The sequence below is a fragment of the Herbaspirillum sp. LeCh32-8 genome, assembly GCF_017814915.1.
Lineage (GTDB): Bacteria > Pseudomonadota > Gammaproteobacteria > Burkholderiales > Burkholderiaceae_D > Herbaspirillum.
The window spans coordinates 249,010-267,434 of the sequence record NZ_JAGIPZ010000002.1; the positions used below are offsets into that span (position 1 = coordinate 249,010).

16 protein-coding genes and 1 tRNA gene are annotated in these 18,425 nt (G+C 63.1%); 7 read left to right on the forward strand and 10 right to left on the reverse strand.

Translation table 11 applies throughout. The annotated features are described in order from the left end of the window. Window positions 1-1,743: an IlvD/Edd family dehydratase gene (locus J8I26_RS06275; RefSeq protein WP_209605241.1), complete on the reverse strand. Its 1,743-nt coding sequence runs from the start codon at window positions 1,741-1,743 to the stop codon at window positions 1-3. Window positions 1,744-1,994: 251 nt separating this feature from the next. Between J8I26_RS06275 and J8I26_RS06280 the strand changes: the two genes are divergently transcribed. Continuing rightward, window positions 1,995-2,798 (forward strand): transporter substrate-binding domain-containing protein, encoded by an 804-nt coding sequence (locus tag J8I26_RS06280; RefSeq protein WP_209605260.1) that lies wholly within the window; start codon window positions 1,995-1,997, stop codon window positions 2,796-2,798. A 48-nt stretch (window positions 2,799-2,846) separates the two neighbouring features. Here J8I26_RS06280 and J8I26_RS06285 read toward each other — a convergent pair whose 3' ends face one another. The 4 genes from J8I26_RS06285 to J8I26_RS06300 all read right to left on the reverse strand — a co-directional run bounded on the left by J8I26_RS06285 (window position 2,847) and on the right by J8I26_RS06300 (window position 5,054). Next, entirely contained in the window at window positions 2,847-3,629 is a 783-nt protein-coding gene (locus J8I26_RS06285) for a substrate-binding domain-containing protein (RefSeq protein WP_209605262.1), read from the reverse strand. A gap of 257 nt (window positions 3,630-3,886) precedes the next feature. Then, window positions 3,887-4,126 carry a hypothetical protein gene (locus J8I26_RS06290; protein ID WP_209605264.1) on the reverse strand — a complete coding sequence of 80 codons (240 nt, stop codon included), beginning with the start codon at window positions 4,124-4,126 and terminating at the stop codon, window positions 3,887-3,889. Window positions 4,127-4,369: 243 nt separating this feature from the next. Then, window positions 4,370-4,445: transfer RNA gene (locus J8I26_RS06295), tRNA-Thr, on the reverse strand. Between the two features lie 102 nt (window positions 4,446-4,547). After that, window positions 4,548-5,054 (reverse strand): hypothetical protein, encoded by a 507-nt coding sequence (locus J8I26_RS06300; RefSeq protein WP_209605266.1) that lies wholly within the window; start codon window positions 5,052-5,054, stop codon window positions 4,548-4,550. 255 nt (window positions 5,055-5,309) lie between these two features. Here J8I26_RS06300 and J8I26_RS06305 point away from each other — a divergent pair, with 255 nt between their 5' ends. The 3 genes from J8I26_RS06305 to J8I26_RS06315 all read left to right on the forward strand — a co-directional run bounded on the left by J8I26_RS06305 (window position 5,310) and on the right by J8I26_RS06315 (window position 6,317). Then, a complete protein-coding gene (locus J8I26_RS06305) occupies window positions 5,310-5,570 on the forward strand; it encodes a hypothetical protein (RefSeq protein ID WP_209605268.1) in 261 nt (86 codons plus the stop codon). Between the two features lie 46 nt (window positions 5,571-5,616). Next, window positions 5,617-5,850 (forward strand): hypothetical protein, encoded by a 234-nt coding sequence (locus J8I26_RS06310; RefSeq protein ID WP_209605270.1) that lies wholly within the window; start codon window positions 5,617-5,619, stop codon window positions 5,848-5,850. A gap of 137 nt (window positions 5,851-5,987) precedes the next feature. Further along, window positions 5,988-6,317 carry a plasmid stabilization protein gene (locus tag J8I26_RS06315; RefSeq protein ID WP_209605272.1) on the forward strand — a complete coding sequence of 110 codons (330 nt, stop codon included), beginning with the start codon at window positions 5,988-5,990 and terminating at the stop codon, window positions 6,315-6,317. A 262-nt stretch (window positions 6,318-6,579) separates the two neighbouring features. Here J8I26_RS06315 and J8I26_RS06320 read toward each other — a convergent pair whose 3' ends face one another. From J8I26_RS06320 to J8I26_RS06335, 4 genes are all read right to left on the reverse strand, one after another. Beyond that, window positions 6,580-7,050 (reverse strand): Rid family hydrolase, encoded by a 471-nt coding sequence (locus J8I26_RS06320; protein ID WP_245200155.1) that lies wholly within the window; start codon window positions 7,048-7,050, stop codon window positions 6,580-6,582. 43 nt (window positions 7,051-7,093) lie between these two features. Beyond that, a complete protein-coding gene (locus tag J8I26_RS06325; RefSeq protein WP_209605274.1) occupies window positions 7,094-8,230 on the reverse strand; it encodes a porin in 1,137 nt (378 codons plus the stop codon). Window positions 8,231-8,386: 156 nt separating this feature from the next. Further along, the gene (locus J8I26_RS06330) at window positions 8,387-9,715 is read right to left on the reverse strand and encodes an amidohydrolase (RefSeq protein WP_209605276.1); all 1,329 of its coding nucleotides are present in this window, start codon (window positions 9,713-9,715) and stop codon (window positions 8,387-8,389) included. 534 nt (window positions 9,716-10,249) lie between these two features. Then, window positions 10,250-11,392: a branched-chain amino acid ABC transporter substrate-binding protein gene (locus J8I26_RS06335; RefSeq protein WP_209605278.1), complete on the reverse strand. Its 1,143-nt coding sequence runs from the start codon at window positions 11,390-11,392 to the stop codon at window positions 10,250-10,252. A 215-nt stretch (window positions 11,393-11,607) separates the two neighbouring features. Here J8I26_RS06335 and J8I26_RS06340 point away from each other — a divergent pair, with 215 nt between their 5' ends. The 3 genes from J8I26_RS06340 (at window position 11,608) to rpiA (ending at window position 15,104) form a co-directional block, all read left to right on the forward strand. Continuing rightward, window positions 11,608-12,120 carry an Lrp/AsnC family transcriptional regulator gene (locus J8I26_RS06340; protein ID WP_209605280.1) on the forward strand — a complete coding sequence of 171 codons (513 nt, stop codon included), beginning with the start codon at window positions 11,608-11,610 and terminating at the stop codon, window positions 12,118-12,120. A 492-nt stretch (window positions 12,121-12,612) separates the two neighbouring features. Beyond that, window positions 12,613-14,376 (forward strand): cation:proton antiporter, encoded by a 1,764-nt coding sequence (locus tag J8I26_RS06345; protein WP_209605282.1) that lies wholly within the window; start codon window positions 12,613-12,615, stop codon window positions 14,374-14,376. A 56-nt stretch (window positions 14,377-14,432) separates the two neighbouring features. Then, on the forward strand, window positions 14,433-15,104 hold the full coding sequence (gene rpiA / locus J8I26_RS06350; RefSeq protein WP_209605284.1) for a ribose-5-phosphate isomerase RpiA: 672 nt from the start codon (window positions 14,433-14,435) through the stop codon (window positions 15,102-15,104). Window positions 15,105-15,528: 424 nt separating this feature from the next. Here the strand turns inward: rpiA and J8I26_RS06355 are convergent, their stop codons facing one another. Then, window positions 15,529-18,354 (reverse strand): pitrilysin family protein, encoded by a 2,826-nt coding sequence (locus J8I26_RS06355; protein ID WP_209605286.1) that lies wholly within the window; start codon window positions 18,352-18,354, stop codon window positions 15,529-15,531. Window positions 18,355-18,425 lie beyond the last annotated feature (71 nt).

Below are 18,425 nucleotides of genomic sequence, written 5' to 3' on the forward strand. Positions count from 1 at the left end.
CTAGCCACGCTTGCCCTGCAGTTTTTCCGCCAGCAGAAAACCAAAATCCACGCCCTGGTCGGCCTGGGTCACGCTCTCCAGAAACAGCTTGCGATATCCGCGCCCGGCCGATGGCCGGGTGATGGGCTGCTCCACGCGACGACGCGCCAGCTCCTGTTCCGTCACCAGCAGAGACAGCTCGCGCCGCGCGACCGACAGCCGGATGCGGTCGCCGCTGCGCACATAAGCCAGCGGCCCGCCGATGGCCGACTCCGGCGTCACGTGCAGCACGATGGTGCCGAAGGCGGTGCCGCTCATGCGCCCGTCCGAAATGCGCACCATGTCCTTCACTCCCTGCCGCGCCAGCTTGCGCGGGATCGGGATATAGCCCGCCTCAGGCATACCGGGCGCGCCCAGCGGGCCGATGTTCTTCAGCACCAGCATGTCGTCGGCGCGCACGTCCAGCGCGTCGTCGTCGATGCGCTCGGCCAGATCTTGCAGGTTCTCGAACACCACGGCGCGGCCCTCGTGCTCCATCAGTTCGGGATCTGCCGCCGACTGCTTGATGATGGCGCCGTCCGGCGCCAGATTGCCGCGCAGCACCGCCAGGCCGCCCTGCGGGTAAATCGGATTGGCGAAGCTGCGCACCACCTCTTGCGCAAAGCCCGGGCCTTGCGCTTCCAGCTGCTCGCCCAGCGTGACGCCGTTGACGGTCATCGCGTCCAGGTGCAGCAGCGGCTTCAACTCGCGCAGCAGCGTGGCCACACCGCCGGCCTTATGCAGGTCTTCCATGTAATGCGCGCCGCTGGGTTTGAGGTCGAGCAGCACCGGCGTTTCGCGGCCCATCGCATCGAGCCTGGCGAGATCGATCTCCAGGCCGACGCGCCCGGCGATGGCGGCGAGGTGGACGATGGCATTGGTCGAGCCGCCGATGGCCAGCAGCATGCGTAAGGCGTTGTCGAAGGCCTTTTCGGTCAGGATCTTGCCCACCGTCAGCGCGCTGCCGGCCAGCGCCACTGCGCGCGCGCCGGTCTGTTCGGCCATGCGGATACGGTCGGCCGTCACCGCCGGCGGCGAGGCGCCGCCCGGCACCGTCATGCCGATGGCCTCGGCGATGCAGGCCATGGTGCTGGCCGTGCCCATTACCGAGCAGGTACCCACGCTGGCCACCAGCTGGTTGTTGACGTCGGCGATCTCGTCGTCGTCGATCTCCTCGGCGCGGTACTTCGCCCAATAGCGGCGGCAATCGGTACAGGCGCCCACGCGCTCGGCGCGGTGCGAGCCGGTCAGCATGGATCCGGTGATCAGCTGGATCGCCGGGATGTCGGCCGAGGCCGCGCCCATCAGTTGCGCCGGCACCGTCTTGTCGCAGCCGCCGATGAGCACCACGGCATCCATGGGCTGGGCGCGGATCATCTCTTCGGTGTCCATCGACATCAGGTTGCGCAGGTACATTGAGGTCGGCGCAGCGAAGCTTTCATGGATGGAAATGGTGGGGAAGTCCATCGGCAGCCCACCCGCCAGCATCACGCCGCGTTTGACCGCCTCGATCAGCTGCGGCATGTTGCCGTGACAGGGGTTGTAGGCGCTGCCGGTGTTGATGATGCCAATCACCGGGCGCGCCAGCGCGTCGTCGGTATAACCCGCGCCCTTGATGAAGGCTTTGCGCAGGAACAGCGAAAAGCCTTGGTCGCCATACGAGGTCAGTCCGCGGCGCATGCCTGCTGCGGGCGCTTTGTTGTCTTTCTCCGGCTTGCTGCTCATCTTGTCTCCGCTGTGTTTCGGTCAGCGCCAAGTATTTCAAAAAGAGCGCGGGCAAAGATGCGGTCGCCGGCATCTTCACACCATAAAGATTTTTTGGTCTGGATGACAACGCTGTTGTAGCGCCGCGCCGCTTGCGGGGGGAATATCGCCGGCGCGCTTGCGCGGACGCATGGTGCTGTTATGCTGGGTCATAACAACAATAAAGAATGCAATGCTGGCGGCAGCGCGCCGCCGCGCAAACAGGAGACGCCATGAAGACCTTCCTGCCGGCCCTGCTGCTGGCGACTGTGGCTGTCACCACGCCGGCCCGCGGGGCCGAGTGCGCGAAGTTGGTGGTCTCGGCCGATTCCGACTACGCGCCCCTGCATTGGTACGACGGCAAGCGCCTGACCGGCGCCAGCATCGAGATCGCCAGGCGCGCGCTGACGGCGCTGGATATCCCGTTCGAGGTGCGTTACGTCGGTCCCTTCCATCGCGTGCTCAAGGACGCCGAGACCGGCGAGGTGGCGATGGTGGCCTCGCTGAAGAACACGCCCGAGCGCCAGCAATATCTGGCCTACACATCGACGCCGCTGTTTGCCAACCCGATCGCCGTCTTCGTCGCGCGCGACCGCAACTTCACCTACACCGGCTGGACCGACCTGATCGGCAAGCGCGGCGCCATCACGCTGGGAAACCAGTTCGGCGGCGGCTTCGACGAGTTCCTGCGCGCCAACCTGAAGATCGAATCGGCTCAAAAGGCCTACATGAACTTCAGCAAGCTCGACGCCGGCAGCATCGACTACCTGGTCACCGGCTATTACAGCGGCATGATCTACCTGAGGGAAAGCAACCAGTCCGACCGTTTCGTGGCGCTGCAGCCCTACGTCAGCGAGACCGACAATTTCATCGCCATGAGCCGCGCCAGTCCCTGCGTCAAGTACCTGCCGCGCATCAACGCCCAGCTTGAGATCATGCAAAAGCGCGGCGAGCTGCGCGCGGTGCTGGAGCGCTACGCCGCCGAAGTGAAGGTGGAGGCGCACGTGGTGAAGGCAACGCCGCCATCGCCGAAGTGAGGTGATGTGAGCTAACGGCAACCCCGGGGCGCGGGATGAACTGTGCGATTACTGCGGCGTCAGCCCATGCTCTTGCAGCGCCTTGCGCGCGGCCGCTTCGGAGAACATCGTCAGGAAGGCGCGCGCCGCAGCCGGCGACGCGGCATGCGAGGACGCCGCGCCGGCATAGGTCGTGTAGTTCTGCACCGCGGCCGGCAACGGCCCCACCAGATGCGCTCCCTTCACCTGCAGGATCTCGCTCTCCTGATGCAGTGCCAGCGCGGCGCTGCCGTCGACCAGCTTTTCCGCCACCAACCCGCCCGGCACCAATACCTGCTTGGCGCGCATCTGCGCCGCGATCCCCAGCTTGTAGAACAGCCGCTCCAGATAAATCCCGCTGGAGCCGCCGGCCCTGGGGTCGATCAAGGCCACCGAAGGCGCATCCAGCAGCGTCCGGCGAAACTGTGCCACCGTCCCGATCGCCGGCGCCGGCGCGCCTTCCTTCACCGCCACGCCGATGCCTACGCGCGCAATCGGCCGCGCAGTCTTGGCATCCACATAACGATCCTGGCCCAGTTTCCCGAGCACGCCGTCCGGCACCACCGCCACGTCAAACGCATCGCCGCCGCGAATGCGCTTGTCCATCACACCGGCGGTCGCGTTCTCCACCGTCACATGCACGCCGCTGCGCTGCTCGAAATCCGCAGCGACGGTGCGCACCACCGGCGCGACGGCGCCGGCGGCCAGGATCTTGAGGTCGTCGGCGTATGACGATGCCGGCAGGGCGACGGCGCACAGCGAGAGGGAAAGCGCGGCGCAAGCGGCGGGCAGGGAAAGGTGGGGGATGAACATGTCTGGCTCCGGTGTGTGGGCGTCTTGATCGGGGGATGTGCGATGCTGCACGGTACGGCATTATTGCAGTTCAATCTGAGAGTTTCGTGACGCAGGGCTTCACTGACGGGACCCGGATGGCACGCAATGCGTCGGAGAAGAAAAAAGCAGCGTGCATTGCTGCAAGCTGCTTTTCAATTGCTTCAGGACCGGCGGTCTACTCCACGTCGAGGGCGCCGCGCGACATTCGTGGTCTGCACATCGTTATCCGCTTGTCATCAAGGGAAAGTCAGATCCAACCCGAACATCTTGGCCAAATCGTAGGTGACCAGTCCCAGGCCGAGCAGCAACAGGATGAAGATGACGGCCACCTTGACGCTCGCGCGCAGCACTGCGCGCCGCTCCTGCACCTTCCCCTTTTTACCTTGATCGTAGTGCCACTTGACGGCGAAGAACATGCCCGTGCAAAGCACGATCACCTTGAACGTAACGAAAATTACAGGGATCCAGTCGATCATTTTGAGTATTTCCAGGCCATTGCGTGACGCTATCCAAACACGTGTTCACGTGTTGGTGAATTTTAACCAAGCAAGCGGTTCCAGATCCAGAAGACAAGATCCATACAAATGCATCTGCGACGCAGACAAAAATTAATCATTGCATGGCTGGCATCAGCTGAGAACTAGGCCGATCCGCAGCAGCAGAGCGTAGCGAAGACAAAAAAAGCGGCCCACATCTCTGTGGGCCGCTTTTCATATTTCTGGTGCTGATGGGCGGAATCGAACCGTCGACCTACTGATTACGAATCAGTTGCTCTACCAACTGAGCTACATCAGCGGAAAGTCCGCGATTATAGCGGGTTCTTTGCCATTCTTCCAGTCGCTCCTGTTTTGATGCCCGGATTGCGGCGGCTGAAATCTCATCCGGCGGTCCGGCGCTTCATTTGTCGAGCTTCTTGTCCTCCCGCTTGGCCTCGGCCATGGCGTCCGGTTCCAACTCTTCCGCGGCACGGTTGCAGTAGATGAAGATGCCCCAGGCGGCCAGCAGTACGCCTGTGCCGGCCAGCAGGGCGCCGGCGTAGAGCAGTTGCTCGGGTTCTTCGTGTACGGCGCGGAAGGTGGCGACCAGGCCTTCGATGGCGAGTGCGACGATCACGACCACGAAGAAGCGCGACAGGAAGCGGCGTACGCGGGTGGGGGCGCTGATGTTGGCGTCGCGCACGACTTCTTCTTCGGTGATGGTCTCCGCGATCTGGAAGGCGACCACGGCGGCGGCGAGGATACCGACGGCCTCGATCAGCGCCTGGGCTTGCTGCAGATCCAGGCCGTCCATCATCGCAAGCACGCCCATGCGGGCGGCGATGACGATCAGGGCGATGGCGGCCAGCGCGAACAGGAAGGCGATGGCGCTGTGCACGGCCCCGAACAGGGTCATCATTTTTTTCATTTATTTCCCCTTTTGTCTGTTGGTTTGGCAGTTGGACTGGTGCGGCGGGGAAAGGTTGTGCACCGCAGTTGTGCCTTGACCGGGATCGGCGCATGATGCGAATTGCCGTGCGGCATCAGAATTTCGCGCGGACTTCGCTGTCTATCGATCTTGAACTCTAATAATGTTGACTGTCTATTAATCAATGCACTAATGGATAGTTCGTCAATGCGTGGCGCCCACGAAGTGCCGCGTGCAGCAGAGCAAGGAGCAGACATGCCGCATACCGGAGAAAAATTCAGGAGCTTTTCGGCCGACTACACCCGCGAGGTCGGCGGCGAGCAGTATTCCTACGTCGCCCGCTTCACCTTGGGCGACACGATCAGCTGGAACGCCGACGTCAGCCGTGGCGACGTCATCAAGGGCCATCTGTCGGGCAGTTTCGACCGCGACGGCTTCGGCGAGCCGGAGGTGGTGGGGGCGTTGAAGGTGCTGATCGAGGAAGAGATCGAGACGCTGAACGGCATCGACGAGTAGGCTCCGGCACGCAGGAGCTGATCAGCAAGTCCACCGGGAGGAGGTCGTGAGCAAGAAGAAGATCACCGAGGACGAGTACATCCACGAGATGAACCGGCGCCTGCGCGCGCACCCGGATTACATCGGCGGCATGGAATTTCTGCCGCACCCGCCGGGATCGGTGGGGGAGAGCATTCTGGGCATCGCTTGGGCAGGCATCGTGTTCCATCAGGCTTACCGCGAGGTGCTGGAGTCGATGGAGCATGACTTCGAGCTGGAGCATATCCGCCGTCGCTTTTGAGGCGAGCATGCTTGTAGGCGTTTGCCTGGGTTGCCGGTCGGCATTTCCTACAGCAGGATCAGCCGACGGCGGATGGTGAGCGCATGCCGGCGCTTCTAAGATGATGTGACCGTCATCGGAGAAGCAGGGAGGTCGTCATGCCCCAGACCGCATGGAGCAACAAGCGCGAGCGCCAGTACGAGCACATCAAGTCCGGCGCGCTCAAGCGCGGAACCAGCGAGAAGCGCGCCGAAGAGATTGCCGCGCGCACCGTCAACAAGGAGCGCGCCCAGCACGGCGAGGCGCGCAAATCCACCAAGAGCCTGACTCAGGATATGTCGCCGTCGCGCCGCGGCGGTTTGCGCTCGCACAAGGGTTCGGGCGGCCGCACTTACCAGCAGCTCTACGCTGAGGCTGCATTCCGCAATATCAAGGGACGTTCCAGCATGAGCAAGGCCGAGCTGGAGAAGGCGCTGGCGCGGCACTGAGGCGGCACTGACACAGCCCTGCCGAAAAAGCACGAAGGCAGGCATCGCATGCGCTGCTGCGGCGAAGAGCGTCCGGCTGGCTGGAGCGCTCTTCTTTGCTTTGCCGGGTTGCGGTCTGCTGCCTGGGGCAGCAGCGTGCTGTTGACGTTGGCTGTCGTTGTCCATCTTTGCAGTGCGGCGTGCGCTGACGTCGTTCCTACACCACTGATTGTTCCGCCCACGTACTGCGCCATATCACCCTCGTCGTCACGCCGCATCCTTACTACTTGGCCGCGATGCATTCCATCTCAACCCGTGCGCCCAAGGCCAGGCCGTTGGCGCCGAGTGCGCTGCGCGCCGGATACGGCTTGCTGAAAAACGTCTTGTAGATTTCGTTGAACATCGGCCATTCGGACATATCCGCCAGTAATGCCGTGCATTTCACCACGTCGCTCATGCGGTAGCCGTTTGCAGCGAGTGTGCCTTGAATGTTCGACAAAGTCTGGCGAGCTTCGGCCTGCATGCCGCCGGGCGCCAGTTTGCCGGTGCTGCCGACGGTTCCTAGTTCCCCCGACAGGTAGAGGGTGCCGCCTACCCGTACTGCCTTGGAAAAGGGGTACGGAGCTGCGCCGGCGGGGTTGAAGAATTCGATCCTTTCCGAGGGCGCTGCCGGCTTTGCCAGATGAACTTCTTCAGCGCAGGCAATGCTGAACGGCAGCATGCCGGCGCAGATGCCGAGTACGATGTTTCGCATATTGTTTTCTTTGGTCAATGAGGGTAGTAGGGAAGAAGCGGTATCAAAAGGTATGTAACACGGCCATGCGCAAGTCAGACTGTTTGTTGCTGCTGGAAGGCGCGAACACGCCGCCGATCACGGCCTTGGTGCCGGATGAGGCGCGCAGGTAGTCTCCCGATAAATAGAGCGTGGTTCTTTTCGAGAGCGCGTAGCTCAGTTGCAGGCTCAACTGATTCCAACGAGTAGATTCAGCGCGCGTGTGCTGATAGCTTGCGGCGAGCGTGGTGCGTTCGGTCAGCTGATGGATGTCGCTGACTTCATAGACGCGCACGTGCGAGCTGCGGCCGTATCCGTCGAAGCGCGTATCGATGGTATCGGCGGCCAGGGTGAATTTTCCAAAGTTATAGGAGCCGCCCAGGCCCCATGTGTCCTGCCTGTCGACCCGGAAGGGATTGGCCGGGGAGTAGCGGCTGACGACCTGGCCGGTGGCCGGGTCGGCCGAGACAAGCGACTGTCCCAGGAAGGACGACATGCCGGTCGAACGATATGGATTGGAGATCGCGCCCACCGGGCGTTCATGCCGACTATAGCCAACGCCGATGCTGGCAGATCCTTGTTCGTACTGCGCGCCGACGTTCCAGCCTTTGTCGCGCTGCGCGGTGCCGCTGCCGAATCCGTAGGTGGCGCCGTAGCGGAATCCATTCATGCTCGGGCTCTGGTATTTCAATGAATGCCGCAGCCGGTCGCCGCTCACGTTGTCATAACTGCCCTGGTGGAAGGCGTAGCCGCTGGCGCACAGGCCGGTGTACCAGACCAGGAAGTCGGTGAGCGAGCTGTACTGGTTGCCCAGGGTGAGCGTGCCCCAGTCATTGCGCAAGCCGATATACGATTGACGTCCGAACAGGGCGCCCCCCTGCAAGGCCCGTCCGTCGCCGAGGGAGAAGCTGTTCTCCAGCACGAACAACGCCTGGGTGCCGCCGCCCAGGTCTTCCTCTCCCTTGAAGCCGATGCGATTTGCGCCATACACGCCATCGTCAAGCCGGTAGTTGCGTCCCCCCGCTTCGTTGCTGACAGTGGTGACGCCGGCATCCAGTCGTCCGTAGATGGAGACCTTGGTGTTGGAGATGTTTTCTGCTTGTGCTTGAAACACCGGCATTGACGTTGCCAAGGCGGCAATTGCCATTCCGATTTTTTTCATGTCGATCGATTCCTTGTGAGAAAAGCGCCCGCATGACGCCCGTTTTGGGCAAAGGCGTGCCGGCGGATGGTCCGCTGGTTATGCGGACCATCCGTTATCCCGATTGCGGGTGGAGCGGGTGGGGGAGTGAGCTGTCCGTCGCTGGACGGCGGTGGTTTATTTTTTCAACAATGTGGTCAGCATGCTGCTCTCGGCAGCGATGGCGACCTGCAACGCCGTTTGGTAGAAGGGGATGAACAGCGGGGAGTGGGGGCCGGGAAGCGGCTCGCCCTTTTCCTTCGCGACGGCAAGCGCCTTGGGATCGGCCGCGCCGACGATGAGCATGGCCGAGGGCACGCCGGCTTGGGCGTAATACTGGGAGAAATCCTCCGACGGTGTCTTCGGTCGCACTTCGACGACGTTCTGGCTGCCAAGCGTGACACGCAGCGCGTCGGTTACCCGCGTCACCAGGGCTGGATCGTTGTAGACCGAAATGGCGCCCGGCTGCACTTCCACTTTCGGCATCGCCGGTGCATTCATCGCCATGGCTTCGCCCCTGGCCTGGCGTTCGATGGCCGCCATCACGCGCTTGCGCACGGCGGGATCAAACGTGCGTACGGACAACTGCAGCTTGACCTCATCGGGAATGATGTTGGCGCGGGTGCCGCCGTGGATGCTGCCGATGGTCACGATCGTCGGATCCATGGGATCGATCTCGCGTGAAACGATGGTCTGCAGGCCGGCCACGATGCGTGCCGCCAGGACGATCGGGTCGACCGTGTTCTGGGGCATCGCGCCATGGCCGCCGCGGCCGTACACGGAGATCTCGACCACATCCGAGGCCGCCATGAAGTAACCCGCGCGGTAGCCGATCTGCCCTGCCGGCAGATCGGAGTCGTCATGCATGGCCAGCGCATAGTCAGGCTTGGGGAAGCGCTCGAAGAGGCCGTCCTTGAGCATGGCATTGGCGCCGCCCACCAGCTCTTCGGCGGGTTGACCCACCAGCATCAGCGTGCCGCGCCATTTGTCCCGATTTTCCGCCATCAGGCGCGCCGTGCCGTACCAGGCAGCCATATGGAAATCGTGGCCGCAGGCGTGCATCGCCGGTACTTCCTGGCCGGAGGCGTTCTTGGTTCGCACCTTGCTGGCGAAGGACACGCCGGTCTTTTCCAGCACCGGCAGCGCGTCGAGATCGGTGCGCAGCATGATCGTCGGGCCGTCGCCGTTCTTCATCAGCGCCACCAGGCCGGTGACGCCGACGCCGGTCGTCACCTCATAACCCAGCTTGCGCATCATGTGCGCCAGTTTCTCGCTGGTGCGCCACTCTTCGAAGCCGAGCTCCGGATGCTGATGCAAGTCGCGATACAGCGCTTCCACTTCCGGGTACATGGCGGTGATCTGGGGGGATACGGCGGGCGCGCCGGCCGACGGCGGCTGCGCCGAGGCGGTAGCGACAAGGCACAGCAGGCCCAGACAGGCGGACATCCTGAGGATGGGGGCAGGCATGAAAACTCCTTAAGCAAATCGTATTGAGGCCGGACACTCAGGCTGGGAACATAGACGGGCGGGCGGACGAAACGGCAATGCGCAGCAGGGCCGAGGCAGTTGGCGGCGGATATGTCGGGGCGGGTTCGGATCGAGCACGGATGTTAGTTTTTTGATAACTATCGATCAAGCCGTAAAACGGCGTTTTCCGCGCTGATGAAGAAGCAGATTTTGTTTTTCGTTGTTTGACGAAGCGGGGCTCATCAATATCGCTCGCGGTCCTCACTGAGCAGCCAGACCTGCCATGCGATGGAGCCTGATGTCGTGCCGACGGCGCAGTAATGTGTCTGAGTGGCCCGGACATGCACACAGAAGGCGGGGCGGCATCGGTCCTTGATGGGGCGCGTCGTTTGGGCACAGGCGCGCACTCGGATAGGGGAGAAGAGAAGGGCGGGGGCACATCCCTTGACGGCAAAAAGCAAAAAGCCTTGGCTGGGCCAAGGCTTTTCGGTCATTCGGCGCCCGCGGAGGCGGGCGCTGTTCATGCAAGCAGGATTACTTGGTCACAGCCAGCAGGGTGCGTTGACCGCCCTTGTAGGTGTACAGGGTCAGCGAACCGTCCTTGATGTCGCCCTTGGCGTCGAAGGCGATCACGCCGGTCACGCCCTTGTGGTTGGCCTTGGCCAGTTCCGGCAGGTACTTCTTCGGATCAGCCGAGCCGGCCTTGGCCATGGCTTCGGCCACGGTCATGGTGGCGTCGTAGGCGTAGGCGGCGTTATAGACCACGTCGATGCCAAACTTCTTCTTGTAGGCAGCGCGGAAGTCGTCCATGCCCTTCTTGCCGGCTTCGTCCACGCCACCGGCTTCGGCGCAGACCACCTGGTCTTCGCCCAAGCCGTCACCGGCCAGGCCCGGCAGGGAACCGGTACAGATGCCGTCGCCGCCCATGAACTTGGCGGTAATGCCCAGCTGTTTCATCTGGCGCAGCATCGGGCCGCCGACCGCGTCCATGCCGCCGAAGAAGACTACTTCAGGCTTCTTGGACTTGATCGAGGTCAGGATGGCGTTGAAGTCGGTAGCCTTGTCGTTGGTGAACTGCTTGCCGACGATGGTGCCGCCGGCAGCTTGCGCGCCCTTGGCGAATTCTTCAGCCACACCCTGGCCGTAGGCGGTGCGGTCGTCGATCACGGCGATCTGCTTGGTGCCCAGTTTCTGCACGGCGTACTTGCCCAGGGCTGCGCCCAGCTGCGCATCGTTGGCCACCACGCGGAAGGCGGTCTTGAAGCCTTGCTGGGTGTACTTGGGATTGGTTGCCGACGGCGACACTTGCGGGATGCCGGCGTCGCTGTAGATCTTGGAGGCCGGGATGGTGGTGCCCGAATTCAGGTGGCCGATCACGGCGGAAACCTTCTGGTCGACCAGCTTGGTGGCCACGGCGGTGGCTTGCTTCGGATCGGAGGCGTCATCTTCGCCGGCCAGTTCGAACTTGACCTTCTTGCCGCCGATGGTGAAACCCTTGGCGTTCAATTCGTCCACGGCCATGCGGGCGCCGTTTTCGTTGTCCTTGCCCATGTGGGCATTGGGGCCGGAGAGCGGTCCGACGTGTGCGATCTTGACGACTTCCTGGGAGTAGGCTGCACCTGCGAAAGCCAAGCCGATTGCTGCGGTCAACGGAATGATTGCGCTCTTGAGTTTCATAAAATTCCTCTGTAGATTGAATTGACTACTTTTAAGTTTTATTTCTTTTGTCTCTCGTTCCAAGCTTTATTCAGATCCTGGGGTGGCAGGCATGGCGCACTGCTTTTGCCTTTGCCGCCGACTTTCTGAATAATGCAGACGGTACAACATAAGAATCGGCTTCGCCAAGTTTTTTTTACCGGCTCGCCTAAAAATTTCCATACCCAATTTGCCCCATGCCCGCCAAACATCACACGCTCGACAAGGTTGATCGCAAGCTGCTCAACATGCTGCAGAAAGACAATCAAATCTCGACTCGCGTGCTGGCCGAAAAACTGCACATCTCCCAGCCCACCTGCCTGCGCCGTATCCGCGAACTGCGCGAGGCCGGGATCATCAGCGCCGAGGTGGCGATGGTCGATCCCTTTGCGCTGGGTTACGGCATGCTGGCGTTCCTGGAGATCTCGCTGAACAACCAGTCGGACCAGCATATGCAGGACTTCGAGCAACGCATGTCCAAGGAGGCCGAGGTCATGCAGTGCTACTTTGTCTCCGGCGAGTACGACTACTTCCTGGCGGTGCACGTCATCGATATGGACGCCTATTACCAGTTCGTGCGGCGGGTCATTTCCGGTTCGGGCAACGTGCGGCATTTCCAGTCGCGCTTCCCGATGAAGCGCGCCAAGTTCACCACCCGTATCGCCTTCGACGAAAAGGCTGCCGAAGTCCTGGTGCGCGTGCCGGGCTGAACTGCCTGCCGTCGTGGCCGGCGGGCAGGATCCCGGCACGCGCGGCTTCCATTTAGCAGTTTTCGTGCCTGCCTTCGCGGCCCAACAGGTCAACTGGTCACACCAATTAGCGCGACGGGGCCGCACCGGGTAAGCCGCCGACGCGCGGGGATCGCTGTGCCCTGCCGCTGCAAGCGGGGATTGCGCATTGCGGCCGGCTTGCCTCCTGTGTTATTTTCGGAAACATCCGATGACCGGCCGGCCGATTGTTCCGACTTGTTTTGCCGACTTGTCATTGCGGCCACACCGGCCGCGGGCATCAGGACGCACCAAGAGCGGACGCAGATCAGCACAAGCGCCGGCCAGCCGGCATCAGCCAAAATCCCGATCATCCACCCAGGCGGCGTAGAGCCGCTGCGGCGTTGCGCACCCCGTGGTGCAGCGGCGCTGCAAAATGGCGCACGTTCGGACCATCACAACTCAGTATCCCGACCAGAAAGGAACCCCCGCACGATGCACGAAGTCGAGCTATTCATCCAGGACATGGCGATCATCATGCTCATCGCCGGTATCGTCACCGTCGTCTTCAACAAGCTGAAGCAGCCGGTGGTGCTGGGCTATATCGTCGCGGGCGTTATCATCGGCCCGCATACCCCGCCCTACGACCTGATCCAGGATGAGAAGACCGTGCACATCTTGTCCGAGCTCGGGGTGATCTTCCTGCTGTTTTCGCTGGGGCTGGAGTTCAGCCTGAAGAAGCTGGCCAAGGTCGGCGCCACCGCCTTCATCGCCGCCGCCGCCGAGATCCTGCTGATGATCTGGATCGGCTACGAGATCGGCCTGTACTTCGGCTGGAGCCGGATGGACGCCATCTTCCTGGGCGCCATGCTGGCCGTGTCCTCCACCACCATCATCGTGAAGGCCTTGAACGAGCTGGGCATGAAGAACGAGAAGTTCGCCCAGATCATCTTCGGCATCCTGATCGTGGAAGACATCCTGGCCATCGGCATGATCGCGCTGCTCTCCGGTATCGCCACCAGCGGCTCGGTCAACTCGGGCGACGTCTTCACCACCGTCGGCAAGCTGGTGCTGTTCATGATCGTCTCGCTGGTGGTCGGCATTCTGGCGGTGCCACGCCTGCTCAACTTCATCTCGCGCTTCAAGAGCCATGAAATGCTGCTGGTGGCGGTGCTGGGCATCCTGTTCGGCTTCTGCCTGCTGGTCATGAAGCTGCAGTACAGCGTGGCGCTGGGCGCTTTCCTGGTCGGCGCGGTGATGGCCGAATCGCGCCAGCTGCATCGCATCGAGCGCCTGGTCGAGCCGATTCGCGACATGTTCTCCGCCATCTTCTTCGTCGCCATCGGCCTGATGTTCGACCCCACCGTACTGGTCAAATACTGGATGCCGATCACCGTCATCACGCTGGCCGTGGTGTTCGGCAAGCTGATCAGCTGCGGCCTGGGCACCTTCGTGGCCGGCCAGAGCGGACGCACGCCCATGCGCGTGGGCATGGGCCTGGCGCAGATCGGCGAGTTCTCCTTCATCATCGCCGCGCTGGGCGTAAGCCTGAAGGTAACCAGCGAATTTCTCTACCCCATCGTGGTGGCGGTCTCGGCCGTCACCGCCTTGCTCACGCCTTACCTGATCAAGGCAGCCGACCCGCTCTCGGCCAAGGCGGTGACGCTGGTGCCGAGCAAGGTCTCGGGGCTTCTGGGGATGTACTCGCGCTGGCTGGAAAGCCTGCAGCCGCAGGGCGACCGCGCCGAGCTGACCAAGATCATCCGCCGCATCCTGATGCAGGTGCTGGTCAACCTGGCGCTGGTGATCGCCCTGTTCCTGGGCGGCGCCTTCTTCGTCGATGGCCTGAGCAAGTATTTGTCCGGCTGGACCCCGGATCCGGACGTGCAAAAGGCCATCATCTGGGGCTGCGCACTGGTGATTTCGCTGCCGTTCCTGATCGCCACCTACCGCAAGCTGCAGGCCCTGTCCATGCTGCTGGCCGAGGTCGGCGTGAAGCCCGAGTTCGCGGGAGCGTATACTTCGGGTGTGCGCAAGGTCATTTCGGAAGTGCTGCCCATCATGTCGATCGTCGGCATCATGCTGCTGATCTTCGTGCTCTCGGCCAGCATCCTGCCGCCGCTGAACCTGCTGGCCTTTGTGCTGGCGGCCGTGGCGGGGCTGATGTGGCTGCTGTGGAGCAAGCTGGTCAAGCTGCACTCCCGGCTGCAGATCGCGCTCTTCGAAACGCTGGACGAGCAGCCCGACGACGAGCATTGAAACGGCGCGGCTTGCGCCGCATCCCTACAGAATTATTTACGTTTGACTAACACATCATGACTCAAGACGAACTGAAACAGGCGGTCGCCAAAGCCGCCATCGACTACGTGGTCGACGGCGAAATCATCGGCGTGGGCACCGGCTCCACCGCCAACTTCTTCATCGACGAACTGGGCAAGATCAAGCATCGCATCAAGGGCGCGGTGGCGTCCTCCGAGGCGACGGCAGAGCGCCTGCGTTCGCACGGCATCCAGGTGCTCGACCTGAATGACGTCGACACCATGCCGGTCTACATCGACGGCGCCGACGAGATCAACGGCGGCGGCGCCATGATCAAGGGCGGCGGCGCGGCGCTGACGCGCGAGAAGATCGTCGCCTCGGTGGCGCAGAAGTTCGTCTGCATCGCCGATGGCTCCAAGCTGGTGGACGTGCTGGGCAAGTTCCCGCTGCCGGTGGAAGTGATCCCGATGTCGCACGCCGTGGTCGCCCGCAAGCTGGCCGCGCTGGGCGGCGAGCCGCGCCTGCGGCTGAAGGACGGCAAGCCGGTCGTCACCGACAACGGCTGTTACATCATCGACGTGCTGGGCCTGGCCATCACCGATCCGGCCGATGTCGAAGACAAGATCAACAACATCGTCGGCGTGGTCACCAACGGCCTGTTCGCGCGCCAGGGCGCCAACGTGTGCCTGCTGGGCACCTCGGAAGGCGTGAAGAAGCTGGAGTTCTGATGCGCCGATGAGCGATTCTTGCGGGCCGCTCCGGGAATGAAAAAGGCCGTGTCCATGGACACGGCCTTTTTGCTTGGTCACCTCAAATTTTTAATCCCTCATTCCGGCGCAGGCCGGAATCCAGTGGCGTTCGTCATGCTTCGCCAGCCGTTGAACGACGCTGGGTTCCTGCTTTCGCAGGAACGACGAGGAAGAAGGGGCTAACAACTTTCGTCGTTCCAGTTTTCTCTTGCCTGTCATCCCCCGCGAAGTCGGGAGGGCAGTGGCGTTCATTGGGCATCGCCGACCGTTGAACGGCAGGGCGGAGGGGCTGGCACCTTCTGGCGTTCGAGGTTCTCTCCTACGCGTCGTCTCTGCGAAAGCAGGGACCCACTGTCGTTCGTTACTTATGGCCGGCGATTGGGCGAAGCCAATTGCGGCCGGCCTACTTCTGCCCCGCCTTCGCTTCGTCCCGCGCAATCACCACGCTCATCTTCGCCGGATCGATGTACTTGCGCAGCGCCGCGTTGACCTGCTCCAGCGTCAGGTCGGCGATCTTCAGGTCCAGCTGCTGCTGCCAGACGAAGCTGCGCTCGAGGTTGAGCAGCGAGGTCCAGCCGCTGGCGATGCCGCCGTCCGAGGCGCGTTGCTGGTTGCGTTGCTGCAGGATGCCCGACTTGGCGCGCAGCAGTTCGTCCTGGGTGAAGCCGTCCTTCACCACGCGCGCGATTTCTTCGCGCACGGCGGCGTCGACGCGATCCAGGTTTTGCGGCGCGGCGATGGCGCGCACCGTGAAGTTACCGGCGTCGCTGATGGCGCCGATATTCAGGCCTGAGTAGATGCCGTAAGACAGGCCGTCCTGCTGGCGCACGCGGTCGGCCAGGCGCGACTTCAGGCTGCCGCCGCCCAACAGGTAGTTGGCCACGGCCAGCGCCGGGTAGTCCGGGTTGCTATCGAGCAGGCGCACGTTCTGGCGCGCGTAGTAGACGCCGTTTTCCTTGTCCGGGGTATTGACCACCTGGCGCGTGGCGGCGATATCGGCCCAGGTCGGCAACACGCGCGCATACGGCGCGGCGCTGTCCCAGCCGCCCAGCGCCTGGTCGATGGCGGCGCGTGCGGCGACGGCATCGAAGTCGCCAACCACGGCCAGTTCGCCGTTGTTGGCGCCGTAGAAGCGGCGGTGGAATTCCCTGACCTGCTCCAGCGTCACCGCGCGGATGCCGGCGATGCGTTCATCCAGCGTCTGCGCGGCGCGCCAGTCGCCCGCCGGATAGTGGTTGAAGTGCAGCGCCAGGGCCTCGGCCGCGCGCGCTTCGGGTTCGTTGCGGGAGGCTTCCAGCGAGACCAGGGTTTCGCTCTTGAGCTGCTCGAACTCGGAGGCGTCGAAGCGCGGGCGGCGCAGCACCTCGCCCACCAGCGCCAGCGACGGCGCCAAGTTCTCGCGCGTGGTCTGGAAGTTGTAGACGTTGCCGCTGATCTTCAGGCGCGCGAACTCGTCGGCCAGCTGGCGACGATCCAGGCGCTCGGTGCCGCGCATGAGCATGGCGGCGGTCAGTTGGGCCACGGCGCGCTGACCGACCAGGGTTTGCGCGTCGCCGAACTCCAGGTTCATGCGCACCGAGACCGTCTCGCCGCGTGACTTCTTGGGCAGCAGCGCCAGCTTCAGCGCGGTGTGCGGCGCCTGGCCGGGCGCCACCAGCGTGGTGCGCTGCTCGATGTTGCCCGGCGCCGGCTCGAAGGCTTCGCCGGCGGCCACCGGTGGACGCGGCTGGTACTGCGCCAGCAGCGAACCGACGGTGGGCGCGGCCGGCACGTCGGCGCGCTGCGGCTGGTCTTCCGGCACATACAGGCCGACGGTGCGGTTGTCGCGGCGGAAATACTTGGCCGCCGCGGCGGCGACGTCGGCCGAGCTCACGCGCTGTTCCTCATCGCGGTCAAAGAACAGCAGACGCCAGTCGCCCAGCGCGATGGCGGAGGACATCGCCACCGCCAGCTGCTGCGGATTGTTCTGCAGCTTTTCGAAGATGTTGCCGCTCTCGCGGCGCAGGCGGTTGATTTCCTCGTCGCTGGGCGGGGTGGCGGCGAAGGACTCGATGGAGGCGATCAGCGCCTGCTTGACCGGTTCGATATCTGCGCCCGGCTTGACCACCGCCACGATCATCTGCAACCCCGGCGCATAGCCGTTCAGTTGCATCTGGTAGATGCCGCTGGCTTTGCCGGTTTCCACCAACGACTTGTGCAGGCGGCCATTGGGCGTGTCGGCCAGGATGGCGCCGGCGAAGGCCAGCGCGTTGGCGTCCGGGTGCAGCGAGGAAGGCATCTTGTAGGCCACCGCCACCAGCTGGATGTCGCCCTTGCGGCGGATCACGAACTGGCGCTCGCCGTCCTGGGTCGGCTCCACGGTCCAGAACTCGGGCAGCTTGCGCTTGGGTTTGGGCATGCGGCCGAAGCTCTGGTTGACCCATTGCAGCGCCTGCGCCGGGTCGAACTTGCCGGCGATCAGCAGCACCGCATTGTCGGGCTGGTAATAGGTGCGATAGAAGGCCTGCAGGTTCTCGATCTTCACGTTCTCGATGTCGCTGCGCGCGCCGATGGTGGCGCGGCCATAGCTGTGCCAGTCGTAGGCCACGCTCTGCATGCGCTTCAACATCACGCTGGTGGGCTGGGTCTCGCCGCTTTCGAACTCGTTGCGCACCACGGTCATCTCGCTGTCGAGGTCCTTGCGCGCGATGTTCGAATGCAGCATGCGGTCCGCTTCCATGGCGATGGCCCAGCGCAGGTTGTCGGTGCCGGCCTGGAAGGTCTCGTAGTAGTTGGTGCGGTCCAGCCAGGTGGTGCCGTTGAAGTTCATGCCGCGCTTGCTGAACTCCTGCGGGATCGCCGGGTAGTTGGGCGAGCCCTTGAACATCAAGTGTTCCAGCAGGTGGGCCATGCCGGTTTCGCCGTAGTTTTCGTGGCGCGAGCCGACCAGATAGGTGATGTTGACCGTGACCGTGGGCTTGGAGTCATCCGGGAACAGCAGCACCTTGAAGCCGTTGGCAAAGCGATACTCGGTGATGCCCTCGGCCGATGGCCCCTGCGTGACGCCGGGCGGCAGCGACGATGCTACGGCCGCAGCGTTGGTCGCAGCGACCTTGGCGCGCGTCGGCGGGGTGGTCGTGGTATCGGCGGCAAAGGCGGGCAGGCTCAGCAGCGTAGTCGAGAGGCTGATGGCGAGGACGGAAAGGCGCGGTGCTCGGAAGGGCAACTTGTTCTCCTGCGGGAATGACATGGAAGGGGCATTGTAGTGCCTGTTGATGCAAGGCATCAGTCCCAATAAAAAACGCCGCCGGGGACAATCCT